Below are 16,039 nucleotides of genomic sequence, written 5' to 3'. Positions count from 1 at the left end.
ATTAACCGACGGATCCTTCCATCTGAAGTTCAATCAAGCGGTTCAGCTCAAGGGCGTATTCCATGGGCAGTTCGCGGGCGATCGGCTCAATGAAGCCGCGCACGATCATGGCCATGGCCTCGTCCTCGGGCATGCCGCGGGACATCAGGTAGAAGAGCTGCTCTTCGCTGACCCTGGAAACGGTAGCTTCGTGCCCCAGCACAACGTCATCTTCACGGATGTCGATGTACGGGTAGGTGTCGGAACGCGAAATGGTGTCCACCAGAAGCGCGTCGCAACGGACAGTGTTGGCGGAGTGCTTGGCGCCTTCACGAACCTGAACCAGGCCACGGTACGCTGCCCGACCGCCGCCGCGTGCCACAGACTTGGACACGATGGAGCTCTTGGTGTTCGGAGCGATGTGCACCATCTTGGAACCGGTGTCCTGGTGCTGGCCCTCGCCTGCGAAAGCGATGGACAGGGTCTCACCCTTGGCGTGCTCGCCCACAAGGTAGACGGCCGGGTACTTCATGGTGACCTTGGAACCGATGTTGCCGTCAACCCATTCCATGGTGGCGCCCTCTTCGCAGATGGCGCGCTTGGTGACCAGGTTGTACACGTTGTTCGACCAGTTCTGGATGGTGGTGTAACGGACGCGGGCGCCCTTCTTCACCACGATCTCCACAACGGCAGAGTGCAGCGAATCGGAGGTGTAGATCGGTGCCGTGCAGCCTTCGATGTAGTGCACGTAGGAATCTTCATCGGCGATGATGAGCGTGCGCTCGAACTGGCCCATGTTTTCCGTGTTGATGCGGAAGTAAGCCTGAAGGGGGATATCCACATGGACGCCCTTCGGCACGTAAACGAACGAGCCGCCGGACCACACAGCCGTGTTGAGTGAAGCGAACTTGTTGTCGCCCACCGGAATGACCGTGCCGAAGTACTCCTGGAAAATCTCCGGGTGTTCCCTCAACGCGGTATCGGTGTCCAGGAAGATGACGCCCTGGGCCTCGAGGTCCTCGCGGATCTGGTGGTAGACAACCTCGGACTCGTACTGCGCTGCGACACCGGACACCAGGCGGCTGCGCTCAGCTTCCGGGATGCCCAGCTTCTCGTACGTGTTGCGGATGTCCTCGGGAAGGTCTTCCCACGTTGCAGCCTGCTTCTCCGTGGACCGCACAAAGTACTTGATGTTGTCGAAGTCAATGCCCGAAAGGTCTGCACCCCACGTAGGCATGGGCTTGCGGTCGAAGTACTTCAGACCCTTCAAGCGGAGATCGAGCATCCACTGGGCTTCACTCTTCTTCGAGGAGATGTCACGGACAACCTCCTCGTTGAGGCCACGACGGGCGTTGGCGCCGACGTCGTTCTTGTCAGCCCAGCCGTACTCGTAGTTACCGATTCCGTGCAGTTCGGGATTCTTCTCCAGAATCTCCGAGATCACAGTGCCGTCGGCTACTGCATTCTCTGCTGTTCCTTCAGCTATTTGACCCGTCATTACGGCCTTTCTTGCTGGTTGTTGGATTCCTGGTACGGGTTGCCGGACTGCACTTCGGTGCCCGAAGGCACCGGGGCAGCCAAGCGCCCGGTAGGTATGTGGGTGGTGCAGACGTGTCCGCCCTGAGCCAAGGTGGAAAGGCGCCGGACGTCGACGCCCACCAAACGGGAAAACACCGTGGTCTCGGTGTCGCAAAACACCGGAAACTCTGCTGCCAGGCGCTGGATGGGGCAGTGACCCTGGCAGAGCTGCACGCTGGACAGTGCGGCAGGCAGTGGAGCCTTCGCGTCTATGGAATGCGCCGACGCTACGAAGCCGTCCCGGCTTAGTGCTTCTGAGAGCGCCATGGCGCGCGCTGTGATGTCCTCGCCTGCGGCTTCCACCTCGGGGGCATAACGGCGTTCCATGTCCGCGAAACGCTCTTCGGCGTATTCCCGGACGGATTCCTCGCCGGCGACTTCCTGGAGGCGGCGCAACGCAGAGCTGGCAATGTTCAGGTAATCGTCGCCGAGAGTGGATTGCCCCTGGGAACTGAGGACATAACGGCGGGCGGGACGTCCTGCGCCCGAACCGGCTTTGGCCACCCGTTTGACCTCAATCACGCCATTGCGTTCCAAATGATCGAGGTGGCGGCGGACTGCTGCGGGTGTGAAGCCAAGGAGGTCGCCCAGCTCGGCTGCGCTCACAGGACCGTTTTCCAGGACGGCATTGAGTACGCGGTCACGGGTGCGGTCATCCGCGTCCGGCAGTGCCGGCGGAGCTACGATGGCTCCCGCCGCTGCAGCATGCCGATTTGTGGGCATGGAAAGTGGACTGCTCATGGAATACACAACACAATCATGTCGTAATTTGTTTCATGCATCCAGTAAGGCGAGGCTGACCTCTGCTGGCCACGAAGTGTGACCGTACTACTTCACGTAGAATACTCTGGTGCGATCCACTGATTCCCCTGTCCTCAGCATAGAAGGACTCATTAAGGATGTAGGCCCCCTGGCCTCCCTTGACGGCAAAATGCTCCGGGTGGTCAGTGGCCTGTCCCTCACGGCGGAGCGCGGCCAGGTCACAGCGCTCCTGGGCGCCAATGGTGCCGGCAAAACCACCACCCTGGAATGCGCCCAAGGACTCCAGAAGCGTTCCGGTGGAGAGATCCTCCTGCTCGGCGCCGATCCGGATACGGCCGGAGCTGAGCTGAGGTCCCGCGTAGGTGTGATGCTCCAGGATGGTGGCCTGCCGCCGTCGGCCCGGCCCATCCCGCTCCTGAAGCACGTAGCGGCAATGTACAAAAACCCCATGGATCTTGACGCGTTGATCCATCGGTTGGGAATCGACCAGTTCAGCAGGATCAACGTCCGCCGCCTCTCCGGTGGCCAGAAACAGCGGCTGGCTTTGGCCGCTGCCTTGGTGGGCAATCCCGAAATCCTGTTCCTCGATGAGCCCAGTGCTGGGCTGGATCCCCAATCGCGGCAAATGGTCTTCGATCTCATCGCGGAGCTCCGTGACGCGGGGATGGGAATTGTCCTCACAACACACTTGATGGACGACGCCGAGCGCCTGGCGGATTACGTCTACATCATCGATGCCGGGCACAACGTTGTTGAAGGCACCGTCGGCGAACTTCTGGCCCACGACCACGCTGCGGACACCACGGTGGCCGAGCGGACCCTGCATTTCGATGCGACGCCCGGGCTCGATTTCGGCGCTGTACTTCGGAACGGCCTGCGCGTCTCGGAAACCCGGCCCGGCAGCTATGCCGTAACAGGTGAACTCACCCCGGGGGATCTGGCAGCACTGACCGCCTGGTGGGCGGAACGGAACATCATGCCTGCGTCACTTCGGCTCGAAGCGAGAAGCCTCGAAGACGTATTCCTGGACATTTCCGGAAGGGACCTCCGATGAGCAAGCTGCTCTCCCCCAACGCCGGCCCGGCTTCGCTTCCGCGCCGTATCCTGCAGCAAGGCCGCTACGAGACCGGCACCATGCTGCGCAACGGTGAACAACTCATCCTGGCGATCGTCCTGCCCCTCATGGCCCTGATCGGACTGGTGGTGACACCTTTGCTGGACGGTCTTGGCGGCTCACGCATCGACGTTGCCACCCCTGGCATTCTTGCACTGTGCGCCATGTCCACGGCCTTCACCGGGCAGGGCATCGCCACGGGCTTCGATCGCCGCTATGGCGTCCTGAGGTTCCTGTCCACCACTCCCCTGGGGCGCGGCGGACTGATCGCCGGCAAAATCCTGGCAGTTCTTGTGGTCCTGTTCCTGCAAGTGATTGTGGTGGGCGCGATTGCCGGACTGCTGGGATGGCACCCACGAATTGAGGCGTGGCTGCCCGGCCTGGGCCTGCTGATCCTGGGGGCGGCATCGTTCACCGCCCTTGGACTGCTGGTAGCGGGCACCGTTCGTCCGGAGGCCACCCTGGCAATCACCAACCTTGTATGGATTCTCTTCGGCGCCTTGGGCGGAATTGTTGTTCCGGCTGAGCGTCTGCCCGCCTTGGTGCAAAGTGTGGTGCACTTCCTGCCATCCGGCGCTCTTGGCGAAGCGTTGCGTGAAGCATTCCTCCACGGGAGCGTCCCGTTCCCGGCCGTCCTGGTCCTCCTGTTGTGGACCATCCTGGCCGGCGCCGCAGCCGTCCGCTGGTTCAAGTGGAACTGAACACCCTGGTTCAAGTGGAACTGAAACCCAAGAAGAACTGAGAGTAGAGAAACTGTGAGCACGGCATCGCGCCTCCCAAAGACCGTCCAGCGTTTGACGTCCAAGCTGCCCACCGAGGTCAACAAGGCTGTTCGTCGGCTGGCTTTGCTGTCACTCATCGGGCAGACACTGCTGGTGGTGACCGGTGGCGCAGTGCGCCTCACCGCTTCAGGCCTGGGATGCCCCACGTGGCCGCGATGCACAGACAACTCCCTGGTCAACACTCCGGAGATGGGCATTCACGGATTCATTGAGTTCGGCAACCGCCTACTGACCTTTGCCCTCGCCGCCGTGGCCGCACTCATGTTGGTGTACTTGTGGAACCTCCGCAAGGAACGCCGCGACCTTTTCCTGCTGGCACTCGGTCTTCTGGCCAGCATCCCGGCCCAGGCCATCATCGGGGGCATCACTGTGCTCTCCGGCCTCAATCCATGGGTTGTTGGCCTGCACTTCCTTGTTTCCATGGCTCTGGTGGTTTTCGCTACGCTTTTGTTCAACAGGGCCTACGGGCGCACCGGCAGATTCATGAACCGGACGTTGCCTGCACTTCCCCCAGTAACCCGGCCGCTCACCATGTCCGTTGCCGTCTTCTCGGCCCTGTCCGTCATGCTCGGAGTGGTTGTCACCGGCGCCGGTCCACACGCCGGCGATGCTGATGCTCCCCGTAACAACCTTGACTGGGACCTCTTTTCCCACATCCATGCCGTTCCCGCCTACCTGATCACAGCCGGCACCCTGTTTGCCCTTTACCTGGTGTTCCGGCACAAGCTGGCTGGGCCATTCCGGACGGCGGCATACCTGCTGATGGGGGTCACGTTGCTGCAAGCCGTCATTGGCTTCACGCAGTATTACAACGGGATTCCCGCGCTGTTGGTGGGCGCTCACATGCTTGGCGCTGCGGTGCTGATGAGCGCCTCAACCAATGCTGCCGACGTCGCGCGTTCCAGCCCGCTGCGTTAGCTCCGGATGAGCTGGGCGGGGTTCGCCCGCGAGGCCACCACTGCCGGATAGACCGTCGAGAGGGTGCCGCTCAGCAAGCCCGCCGTGATTCCCAGGATGGACGCATCGGCAGGTATCACGGGGATCCACCCCTCATTGGCCGAATAGGCAAGGGCCGCGCCCATACCTGCGGCAGCCCCGGCAACCCCGCCCAGCGCGCCCACCAATGCGCCCTCCACCAGAAACATGGCTGCCAACGCGCCCCGGCGCATACCAAGGGCCAGTCTCAGCGCGATCTCCTGCATCCTTGCCAATACCCCTACATACATCGTGGTGCCCGCGCTCAAGCCGGCGATTGCGAGGAGGATTATGGAGACCATCGCAACCATTCGGCCCAGATCCGAGTTGATCCCGTGCTTGAGATCCCTGAGATCAGCCACGGTCTGGACCTCGATTACTTCCGTAGCTGCGGGACTCAAGGCCTTGGGGAGCGCTTCTGCTATGGCGGCCGGCGCGCCCGTCCGGGTTCGAAGGACCAGGGTGGCAGCCATTTTGTTTGAAGCTATTGGATAAGACCCAACCCCCACCACCACAGCACCGTCAAGAACGGGGTCCCGTCCCGGATTGTTGATTATTCCCGCCACCGGGACGGGTTGCCCGTACAACCAGATCACGACGCCGGGACCTGGCTTCGCCACGCCAAGTTGACGGGCTGCGTCCCGGCCGAGGAACGCCACGGGACCGCCGAATGAATGATCAAGGAGTGCCACATCGCCTGAGGACAGAGTTGCGCCCTGGAGGCGGATGTAAGCAGCGTCTGCGATGCGGACAGCGCCACTGAAAGGCGGGACTTCCGGGACGGTGCCCGGCCGAAAAGTCGAAGGCTGTGCCTCGCTGGCAGGTATGTCAGCAACAACCCCGGCATCCGTCACCCCGGGGAGCAGGCTCGATGCCGCAAGATCCTTCGATACAGCCGTCCAGGATTCGTAACCGCCTGCCCTCGTGGCCCGGACTTCATCGTTGGCCGCCGCGTCGATGCGCGACGAAACCTTGACGGCGGCACTTTCACTGAGACTGACCGCGGCAACCAGCCCGCCGCTGCCCAAGAGGAAGGCAAGTATCAGCAGCAAGGCCTTGGCTGGGCGGGTGGTCAGCGCCGACAGGGCGTCAGCAATGATGTCCATGACTTCATGTCGCCGGCGTCGATCCAGGCCGGGAGGTACTTCACCGCCAGCCTCGCTTGTCTCCTCGCTTTGCTCTGCCGGGGAAGCCTGTCCCGTGTCGTCAACAATCCGACCGTCCCGCATGGTGATGGTCCGGTCCGCGGAGGCTGCGATGGCAGGATCATGAGTCACCATAATTACCGTGGTGCCGCCCTTTTGAAGCTGGCGGAGGTGATCCACCACCACCTGCCCGTTGGCGGTATCCAGGCTTCCCGTGGGCTCATCGGCAAGGACCACCATGGGTGCGCCGATGACGGCCCGAGCGATCGCCAGTCGTTGCCGTTCCCCACCGGAGAGCAAGGAGGCGGGGGTTTCGCCCCTGTCCTCCAAGCCGAGTCTGCGCAAGGCGGGAACAACCAATCGCTTCTGCTCTTTCCAGGCAACTCCCCTGGCACGTAGCCCCAGAACGGCATTCCTGGCAGCGGTGTCGCGCCCCACCATGTGGGACTCCTGGAATATGAACCCAAAGGTTCTCGCCCTGAGCTCCGCCAGGTGCCTGGCCGGAACCCCACGAATATCGGCGCCCATCACTTCATACGTTCCGCTGGTCGGCCCGTCCAGCAGGCCCAGGACGTTGAGCAGGGTCGATTTCCCAGAACCGGAGGGGCCGACGATGGCCACGAATTCCCCTGCCCGAATGTCCAGATTCGCATCATCCAGGGCTTTGGCGCCGGGAAACTCGCGGCTGACATGCCGCAAGGAAATCAGGGGGTCCACCCCGGGCCGGTTGGGGCGGCGAGAGAAATGCCCTTCCGTGCTCATGGCAGCATCACCTTGTCCCCCACGGTGATTCCTTGGACATCCGCAACTGCCGCCCATCCGTCCGCCTGGGCTGTTACGGTGACATCAATCCGCTTGGAACCCTCCTCCGTGGCAACGTGGAGATAGGCGATTCCAGATTCCTGCCGGATGGCCATGAGCGGCACCGCGAGCGACTCGGCCGGCACACTTCCGGACGTCACCGTGACGGACTGTCCGGGAGCCAAGCCAGTTGTCCCGGGTGGGATGGAGAACGCAATGTCCATCCCCGGCACAACATTGTTGCTGCTGTCACCCTCGGTGAAACCGCTGGAAGCCGTGACCGATGTATCAAAGATCACCGTTCCGGCACGGACAGTCACGGGAGTTCCAACGCTGAAGTTGCCGGCCTGGAGCACATCGGCTCTCGCTTGGATGGTGTCTTCGGATATGGAGACCTGCGCCACTACACCGTCCTCTGCGAGCACTGCACCAGTCCCGGCCATCGACGCAATCCTGCCTGCATCGCCCGGTACCTGCACGAAGTCCCGCCACCGGAACATCAATCCGGGCGCAGACTTTTTGCTTGCGTCAACGTTGGGTGAAGGGGGCGCAGAAAATCCCGCGGCCTTGTACCAGTCCTCCAAGGCATGTTGGGTCGGCTTGTCAAAGGTGCCTGTTGTCTTCACCGCAAACCCGAACCCCGCCAGGGCCTCCTGCAATGCCCCCACATCCGGGCCGGACTCACCCCCCAGGAGGTCCCGGTACATCGGAACGTTGGCAGGCATCACCAGAAGGGGGCGTCCGGATACGACGGCCAGCAGCTCACCTGGCACCACTGAATCCCCCACCGCCTTTGGCGTGGACGTAAGAATCAAGCGGTCCACACCATCAGCCAAGCTGGCCGTAGCCGGTGAGGTCTTACCAGGCAACACCTTTCCAGCAAGCGTGACCTGTTGGGACACCGCGCGCCGTTCAACAGTGGCCGACACAGGAATCACCTCGGGGGCTTCCTGTAGTGGGGTTGCCATGGAGGCTGCCTGCGAGCCGGCCCAATAGGCAGCAAGCATCCCCGAAAAAGCCACAGCAACGGCCACCAGCACAAGCCACCAGCGGGGTACCCGTCTCATGGCGCGGCCGCTGGCGCTCGAATCAGAGCCGGGCATCCGCTACACCGTGGTCGCGGAGAACCGTTTTGGCCCTTTCAACCGCGGCCTTCTTCTGTTCAGCCAAAACGTTGAGTTCCGCTTGATGGTCCTTCATCAGGGCCGCTTGGTACTGCGCGAAGATATCGTAAGGTTTTCTTGCACCCCCGCTGGATTCCTTGCACTCGACATCGAGCACAGCCACGCGTATTTCGTCCTCCTTGGATCCGCCCGACCCGACAGACCAGCTATCACCGGCCATCACTTTCAGTCCCTTGTCGGCGAGGCATCGTTGCCAATCTTCGCGAAACTTGAGGTATTCGGGGTCCCGGGCAGTGAGCCCCACGGCGTCCTGGGTGATCTGTTGCTGGACTGACAAATCACCAGCCAGGCCTTCAAGGAGTTCCGGAAAGCCGGCGCGCCCCACAGAGTTGTAGCATTTTGTCTCCGCCTGCTGGGTCTCCGGGCTAACTGCAGGCCTGTCCGGCTGTGCGGGCAGAACGCCGGGGACCTTTCGGATCTCGGGCATATCACCATTTTTCGCTGCCAGTCTCCGCGACCACTGCCCGTACCTGCGGTCCTGCAAGGCCTTTCCGTTGCCTCCCCACGGTGCCACAGCAAAGCCGGCCTTATGAATGCAGTCGTCGATGAGGAATCCCACAGCGGAGTTCACCAGTACGTTCTCATGGTCCGAGTACCAATAGGCGCTCATGGGGAGCACAACTTCCCCGGTGACCTCATTCAGGGCTGCCCGGACGCCGGCTCCGAGCGCGCGATCCACCACGGGCAAACTACGGGTGGGAACCGGTGCCCGGGCTGCTTCAGTGCCAGGAGAGCAACCGGTGGCAAGGCAAACCATGATCAGGGCGGCCACGACACTGGGTACTCCGGCGCCGGACTTCATTCGGGTTTGCATGTTGCATCCCGCAGATCATTCATCGCGCTTCCCCTGTTCGTCAGACACGGAATGTCCTCCGCGTTCCACACCGAACGCTAGGGCGCGGAACGGGGTACCTAGAGGGGAAAAGCTCCAATTAGGTGGCGATTCGGCCAAAAATGAGTGGTCAAATCATCAAATTAGGTGCTCCCGATCGGCGTCTAGGTATTCACGTGTTGCTTTGAGGGGCGACGGGACGTGAGAGAGGAACCGCTGGAAAGCGACGGGATGTGAGAGAGGAACCGTCGGAAAGCGACGGGACGTGAGAGAGGAACCGTCGGAAAGCGACGGGACGTGAGAGAGGAACCGTCGGAAAGCGACGGGACGTGAGAGAGGAACCGTCGGAAAGCGACGGGACGTGAGAGAGGAACCGTCGGAAAGCGACGGGACGTGAGAGAGGAACCGTCGGAAAGCGACGGGACGTGAGAGAGGAACCGTCGGAAAGCGACGGGACGTGAGAGAGGAACCGTCGGAAAGCGACGGGACGTGAGAGAGGAACCATGGGGAAATGGCGACGCCGGCACTCAGGTGAGTGCCGGCGTCGTGAATGCCTCTATGTTTGCGTGCGGTGGTCAGCCGCCGATGATCGGCGACCCGATGAACGGATCCACAGCCAGGGCGATGAACAGCAACGTGAGGTAGCTGATGGAGCCGTGGAAGACCTTCATGGCTCCCTTGTTGGAGACATCCCCACCCTGTGCACGCTTGTAAAGGGCGTGGCTTTCGTAGAGGAACCAGGCACCTGCGGCTACGGCCACGATGGTGTACACCCAACCTGCGCCGCCCACCGGAACCATCAGCAACGAGCAAGCCACCATGGCCCACGCGTAGAGGACAACCTGTACGGAGACAACCCGGGCACCTGCGATGGCGCCGAGCATCGGCACGTTGGCATTCCGGTAATCCTCGCCGTACCGCATGGACAGCGGCCAGTAGTGCGGAGGCGTCCACAGGAAGATCACCATGAACAGAACGAAGGCGGGCCACTCGACCGTGTTGGTCACTGCGGCCCAGGCGATCAGGACGGGGAAGCAACCGGCAGCCCCACCCCAGACGATGTTCTGCGCAGTGCGGCGCTTGAGGATCATGGTGTAAATCACCACGTAGAAGACAATGGCACCCAAGCCCAGCCACGCCGACAGCGGATTTGCGCCGAACCAAAGAATAGCGATGGACGCTGCGCCCAGGATCCAGGCAAACACCAGGGCCTCGCGCGGCGATACTTCACCGGTAACCAAGGGCCGCTTTTCCGTGCGGTGCATCAGTTTGTCGATGTCGCGGTCGATGTAGCAGTTGAACACGCCGGCGCTGCCTGCAGCGAAGGCACCTCCCACGAGGGTGGCGAGGATCAGGCCGATGGACGGGAAGCCACGCTGGGCGAAGATCATGGTGGGCAGTGTGCTGACCAGGAGCAGCTCGATGACGCGGGGTTTGGTCAGAGCCAGATACGCCTTGAATTTGCGGGACATTCCAATGCTTCCCCGGGCTGGGGACGCGTTGACGGGCGTATCAGTTGTGCTCACGGCGGCAGTCACTCTGTTCTATGCTGGGTTTCTCGCAGCGGGTGCCGTCCGCGTGGTTGGAAGAGAACCCGGGCGCACGTACCGCTGCTGGCCTCCAAATATCATACCGTGGCTGGAAGTGGACACTTGCCCGCATGATTCCTGAATGTTTCCCAATCTTCACCCGCTCCCGGGGCCATGGTGATTCATATAAGGGAATTTCTGTCCAGTTAGTGGGATTACCTGAGTTCCCGGACATTTTTGGGGCTAAGCTGTTGAGCAGATCAGCACACGTTGACAATCCGGGAAACCGTATTCTCGGATATCCGTGCGTCTGGATGAGAGATCAACGTTTCAATGGTGAACGGCTGGTAGACACATTGCAGCGGGCGCCATCCTGTGCTTCCTGCGTGCCGTGTCCTTCCACTTGCCGTCAGCACAGAGAGGGGCTCGGTTTTCGTGCCACATTTGGAAGAGCAAGAACTGTCATGGACCGATCTGGATAAGAAGGCTGTTGACACCGTTCGTGTGTTGGCCGCTGATGCCGTGGAGAAGGTCGGTAACGGTCACCCTGGTACCGCGATGAGCTTGGCTCCGGCAGCGTACCTGCTGTTCCAGAAGCTGATGCGCCATGACCCGAAGAACCCGGACTGGCTGGGCCGCGACCGCTTCGTTTTGTCCCCCGGTCACACGTCGCTGACCCTTTACATCCAGTTGTTCCTGTCCGGTTACGGCCTGGAACTGAAGGACCTCGAAGCACTGCGTACATGGGGCTCGCTAACCCCGGGCCACCCGGAGTACAAGCACACCGCTGGTGTGGAGATCACCACCGGCCCGTTGGGCCAGGGCCTGGCCTCCGCTGTCGGTTTCGCTTACTCCCAGCGTCGCCAGCGTGGATTGTTCGACGCCGATGCTCCCGCTGGCGAGTCGCCGTTCGACCACACCATCTGGGTTATCGCCTCCGACGGCGACCTGCAGGAAGGTGTGACGTCCGAGGCGTCCTCCCTTGCAGGCCACCAGGAACTGGGCAACCTCGTGGTGATCTATGACGAGAACCACATCTCGATCGAAGACGACACCGACATCGCCTTCACCGAGGACGTCCTCAAGCGCTACGAAGCGTACGGCTGGCACACCCAGCGTGTGGACTGGACCAAGACCGGCGACTACGTCGAAGACGTCCAGGAGCTCTACTCCGCACTACAGGCAGCAAAGGCAGAGACGAACAAGCCGTCCATCATCTCGCTGCGCACCATCATTGGCTACCCGGCCCCGAAGAAGCAGAACACCGGAAAGATCCACGGTTCCGCGCTCGGTGCCGAAGAAGTGGCAGCCTTGAAGGAAGTCCTGGGCTTCGACCCGGAGAAATCCTTCGACGTTGACCCGGAGGTCCTGGCCCACACCCGTGCGGTAGCGGACCGTGGCTCCGAAGCCCGTGCCGCGTGGCAGAAGTCGTTCGAGGAATGGCAGACCGCCAACCCGGATGCTGCTGCCCTGCTGGAGCGCGTGGAAGCCAAGAAGCTGCCCGTGGGCATCGACGCTGCACTGCCCGTCTTTGAGGCAGGCAAGGACGTTTCCACCCGCGCTGCCTCGGGCAAGGTTCTGAACGCCATTGGCCCGGTCCTTCCCGAGCTCTGGGGCGGCTCCGCTGACCTTGCAGAGTCCAACAACACGACGATCGAAGGTTCGCCGTCGTTCATCCCGGCCTCGCGGTCCACGGAGGCCTGGAAGGGCAACCCGTACGGACGTGTCCTGCACTTCGGTATCCGTGAGCACGCCGCCGCGTCGATCGTGAACGGTATTTCCCTGCACGGCCGCACCCGCGCCTTCTCCGGCACGTTCCTGATCTTCTCCGACTACCAGCGCCCGGCCATCCGCCTGGGCGCGCTGATGGGCGTTCCGTCCCTGTACGTATGGACGCACGACTCCATCGGCCTGGGCGAAGACGGACCCACCCACCAGCCCGTCGAGCAGCTCGCTTCACTGCGTGCCATTCCCGGGCTGGACGTTGTCCGCCCCGGCGATGCCAACGAGGTCTCCGCAGCATGGAAGACCATGCTGGAAAACCACGAGAACCCGGCGGGCATTGTCCTGACACGTCAGAACATCCCCACCTACGCCCGCGGCGAAGGTGAAGCAACCGGCGACACCTTCGGCTCCACCGCCGGAGTTGCCAAGGGCGGTTACGTCCTGGCCGAGGCTTCCAAGGACGGCGAAACCGTTGACGCCCAGGTCATCCTGATCGGTACCGGCTCGGAAGTCCAGCTCGCCGTGCAGGCCCGCGAAGCACTCCAGGCCGAAGGCATCGCTGCCCGCGTTGTCTCCATGCCCTGCGTTGAATGGTTCAACAAGCAGGACGAGGCCTACCGCGAGTCCGTCCTTCCCGCGTCCGTCAAGGCCCGCGTTTCCGTAGAGGCCGGCCTTGCGCTGGGCTGGCGCGAAGTTGTCGGCGACGCCGGACGTTCCATCTCCTTGGAACACTTCGGTGCTTCGGCTGACTACAAGCGGCTCTTCAACGAGTTCGGCATCACCGCCGAAGCCGTAGCCGCCGCCGCCAAGGACTCCCTCGCAGACGCAGACGCGTAACCGTCTGATCCCCCACAACAGGAGAAACAAACCATGACCAACACACCTACGCAGCAGCTCTCCGATGCCGGCGTCTCCATCTGGCTTGACGACCTCTCCCGCGGTCGCCTCGACACCGGCACCCTGCAGAAGCTCATTGATGAGAAGAACGTTGTTGGTGTAACCACCAACCCCTCGATCTTCCACGCCGCGATCACCGCCGGCACCGATTACGACGCCACCATTGCGGCCAAGGCCGCTGCCGGCGCCACCGTCGAAGAGACCATCTTCGAGATCACCACCACGGACGTCGCAGACGCCTGCGATCTCTTTGCTCCGGTCGCTGCGGCCACCAACGGCGTCGATGGCCGCGTTTCCATCGAAGTTGATCCCCGCCTCGCCTGGGACACGGCCGGCACCATTGCCGAGGCTAAGAACCTCTACGCAAAGGTCAACAAAGACAACGTTCACATCAAGATCCCCGCCACCCTGGAGGGTCTTGAAGCCATCACCGCAACCTTGGCCGAAGGCATCAGTGTCAACGTGACCCTGATCTTCTCCTTGGAGCGCTACCGCGCAGTCATCAACGCTTTCCAGGCCGGCCTGGAGCAGGCAAAGGAAAATGGACATGACCTCGCCAAGATCCACTCCGTAGCCTCCTTCTTCGTGTCCCGCGTGGACACCGAGATCGACAAGCGCCTGGACGCAATCGGAACCGAAGAAGCAAAAGCACTTAAGGGCAAGGCCGGCGTTGCCAATGCACGTCTGGCCTACCAGGTCTACGAAGAACTGTTCTCCACCGAACGCTGGGCAGTGCTGGCTGAGGCCGGCGCGCTGCCCCAGCGTCCCCTGTGGGCATCCACCGGCGTGAAGGATCCGGCCCTGCCGGATACCCTCTATGTCACGGAGCTCGTGGCAGCAGGCGTGGTCAACACCATGCCGGAGAAGACCCTGGACGCCACCTTCGACCACGGCGTGGTCACCGGTGACACCATCACGGGCACCTACGACGCAGCCAACGAAACACTCAACGCCCTCGAAGCGTTGGGCGTCTCCTACAACGACGTCGTCGCAGTCCTTGAAACCGAAGGCCTGGAGAAGTTCGTCGGCGCCTGGAAAGAACTCCTGGCCGACGTCGAAGGCGCCCTCGTCACAGCACGGAAGGCTTCCTAGTACACAATGAGCACAATCAGCTACGACGCCAGCGGTGCCGCCCAACAGGCCATCGCCCAGCACATTGACCAACTCGTCCAGGACAAAATTGCCACCCGGATCTTTGCCAAGGACCACACCCTGTGGGGCCCTGATGCAGAATCCGAGTCGGCGATCCGGCTGGGATGGGTGGAAGCAGCCACTGTCTCCCAGGCACTGGTTGCAGACATCCTGAAACTCCGTGAAGCCCTTCGGGCCGAAGGTATTTCAAGGATTGTCCTTTGTGGCATGGGCGGGTCTTCACTGGCCCCTGAGGTCATGACCGGCACCGCCGGCGTCGAGCTGACAGTGTTGGACAGCACTGACCCCGAACAGGTCAGCGCTGCCTTGGAAGACCGCTTGGCGGAGACGGCAATTGTTGTTTCTTCCAAGTCGGGCTCCACCGTGGAGACAGACTCCCAACGCCGGGCCTTCGAGAAGGCGTTCAACGACGCCGGCCTCGATGCCAAGAGCCGCATCATTATCGTCACGGATCCGGGGTCTCCCCTGGACAAGTCTGCCCGCGAAGCAGGCTACCGCGCGGTCTTCAACGCCGATCCCAACGTGGGTGGACGCTTCTCCGCACTCACTGCCTTCGGACTGGTCCCTTCGGGCCTCGCCGGTGTTGACATCCAGGCGTTCCTGGACGAAGCAGAGGAAGCCGCTGAAGTTCTGAACGAGGACTCCACGGACAACATCGGGTTGGCCCTTGGCATCGCCTTGGGCGGAACCAGCCCGCTGCGCAACAAGATCGTCATTGCCGAGGACGGCTCCGGCATTGTTGGATTCGCGGACTGGGCCGAACAGCTCATCGCGGAATCCACCGGCAAGCTGGGCACCGGCGTCCTGCCTGTTGTCGCTGGTCCTCACTCTCCCGAAGCCTTGGGGGGAGCAGAAGACGTCCTCGTGATCCGGCTGGTAGGCGCGGACTCCGACGTCGAGCTCCGTGAAAACGAGGTTGCCATTGCGGGCGGCCTGCCCACCCAGATGTTTGTTTGGGAATTTGCCACGGCGATCGCCGGACGCTTGCTGGGTATCAACCCGTTTGATCAGCCTGACGTCGAGGCGGCGAAGGTAGCGGCGCGTGGCCTCTTGGACGCACGCCCCGAACCTACGCCGGCAGCTTTCACCGATGGTTCCGTGGAAGTGCGCGGCGGCGATTGGCTTGGTTCAGCCAGCACCGTGACAGAGGCCGTCGAAGCGCTTCTGGGGCAACTCGGGGCGGACGGTTACCTCAGCGTCCAGGCCTACCTGGACCGGATTGCACACCCGTCCTTGGCTGATGTCCGTGATGAACTTGCTGCCGTCACGGGCCGTCCGGTGACGTTTGGCTGGGGTCCCCGGTTCCTTCATTCCACAGGACAGTTCCACAAGGGCGGCCCCGCAATTGGAGTCTTCCTGCAGGTTACTTCCGCAGCAGCCGTTGATGTGGAAATTCCGGAGCGCCCCTTCACCTTCGGCCAGCTCATCGAAGCCCAAGCCTCCGGTGACGGCCAGGTCCTGGAAAGCCACGGACGCCCCGTTCTGCGCTTGCACCTGACCGAACGTGCTGCGGGTGTGGCACAGCTCCAGGCCGTCATTGCTGCTCTGGCCGGCCAGGCCAGTACTCTCGAAAACTAAGGCTCA

Annotated in this window: 12 protein-coding genes; 6 read left to right on the top strand and 6 right to left on the bottom strand. The window is 62.2% G+C overall.

The genetic code is table 11. From position 1 onward, the window contains the following. Position 1: 1 nt before the first annotated feature. Positions 2–1,477, bottom strand: a complete 1,476-nt coding sequence (gene sufB, locus JOE60_RS09130) for a Fe-S cluster assembly protein SufB (RefSeq protein WP_167266653.1) — start codon at positions 1,475–1,477, stop codon at positions 2–4. Beyond that, a complete protein-coding gene (locus JOE60_RS09125) occupies positions 1,477–2,298 on the bottom strand; it encodes a helix-turn-helix transcriptional regulator (protein WP_167266657.1) in 822 nt (273 codons plus the stop codon). The genes sufB and JOE60_RS09125 overlap by 1 nt, the downstream gene beginning before the upstream one ends. 109 nt (positions 2,299–2,407) lie before the next feature. Here JOE60_RS09125 and JOE60_RS09120 point away from each other — a divergent pair, with 109 nt between their 5' ends. The 3 genes from JOE60_RS09120 to JOE60_RS09110 are packed head-to-tail and all read left to right on the top strand — an operon-like array spanning position 2,408 to position 5,133. Beyond that, positions 2,408–3,373: an ATP-binding cassette domain-containing protein gene (locus tag JOE60_RS09120; RefSeq protein WP_167266661.1), complete on the top strand. Its 966-nt coding sequence runs from the start codon at positions 2,408–2,410 to the stop codon at positions 3,371–3,373. Continuing rightward, positions 3,370–4,134 carry an ABC transporter permease gene (locus tag JOE60_RS09115; RefSeq protein ID WP_167266666.1) on the top strand — a complete coding sequence of 255 codons (765 nt, stop codon included), beginning with the start codon at positions 3,370–3,372 and terminating at the stop codon, positions 4,132–4,134. The genes JOE60_RS09120 and JOE60_RS09115 overlap by 4 nt, the downstream gene beginning before the upstream one ends. 54 nt (positions 4,135–4,188) lie before the next feature. Continuing rightward, complete coding sequence (locus tag JOE60_RS09110) at positions 4,189–5,133, top strand: COX15/CtaA family protein (RefSeq protein WP_167266669.1); 945 nt, start codon at positions 4,189–4,191, stop codon at positions 5,131–5,133. On the opposite strand, the gene JOE60_RS09105 is transcribed toward JOE60_RS09110, so the two are convergent. The 4 genes from JOE60_RS09105 to JOE60_RS09090 all read right to left on the bottom strand — a co-directional run bounded on the left by JOE60_RS09105 (position 5,130) and on the right by JOE60_RS09090 (position 10,690). Further along, entirely contained in the window at positions 5,130–7,097 is a 1,968-nt protein-coding gene (locus tag JOE60_RS09105; RefSeq protein WP_167266672.1) for an ABC transporter ATP-binding protein/permease, read from the bottom strand. The genes JOE60_RS09110 and JOE60_RS09105 overlap by 4 nt on opposite strands. Then, a complete protein-coding gene (locus JOE60_RS09100; protein WP_167266677.1) occupies positions 7,094–8,203 on the bottom strand; it encodes a peptidoglycan-binding domain-containing protein in 1,110 nt (369 codons plus the stop codon). Before JOE60_RS09100 ends, JOE60_RS09105 begins: the two co-directional genes overlap by 4 nt. Before the next feature lie 22 nt (positions 8,204–8,225). Further along, positions 8,226–9,134 (bottom strand): hypothetical protein, encoded by a 909-nt coding sequence (locus JOE60_RS09095; protein WP_167266680.1) that lies wholly within the window; start codon positions 9,132–9,134, stop codon positions 8,226–8,228. Positions 9,135–9,727: 593 nt separating this feature from the next. Further along, the gene (locus JOE60_RS09090) at positions 9,728–10,690 is read right to left on the bottom strand and encodes a heme o synthase (protein WP_167266684.1); all 963 of its coding nucleotides are present in this window, start codon (positions 10,688–10,690) and stop codon (positions 9,728–9,730) included. Between the two features lie 426 nt (positions 10,691–11,116). Between JOE60_RS09090 and tkt the strand changes: the two genes are divergently transcribed. Genes tkt through JOE60_RS09075 form a run of 3 tightly spaced genes read left to right on the top strand, consistent with a single transcriptional unit; the run spans position 11,117 to position 16,033 of the window. Then, on the top strand, positions 11,117–13,243 hold the full coding sequence (tkt, locus tag JOE60_RS09085) for a transketolase (RefSeq protein WP_338112563.1): 2,127 nt from the start codon (positions 11,117–11,119) through the stop codon (positions 13,241–13,243). 33 nt (positions 13,244–13,276) lie between these two features. Beyond that, a complete protein-coding gene (gene tal, locus JOE60_RS09080) occupies positions 13,277–14,395 on the top strand; it encodes a transaldolase (RefSeq protein WP_167266689.1) in 1,119 nt (372 codons plus the stop codon). Between the two features lie 6 nt (positions 14,396–14,401). Further along, positions 14,402–16,033 (top strand): glucose-6-phosphate isomerase, encoded by a 1,632-nt coding sequence (locus JOE60_RS09075; protein ID WP_167266692.1) that lies wholly within the window; start codon positions 14,402–14,404, stop codon positions 16,031–16,033. Positions 16,034–16,039: the final 6 nt, after the last annotated feature.

It is taken from the genome of Paenarthrobacter ilicis (genome assembly GCF_016907545.1).
Taxonomy (GTDB): domain Bacteria; phylum Actinomycetota; class Actinomycetes; order Actinomycetales; family Micrococcaceae; genus Arthrobacter; species Arthrobacter ilicis.
This window is presented reverse-complemented; position numbering and strand designations above follow the sequence as displayed.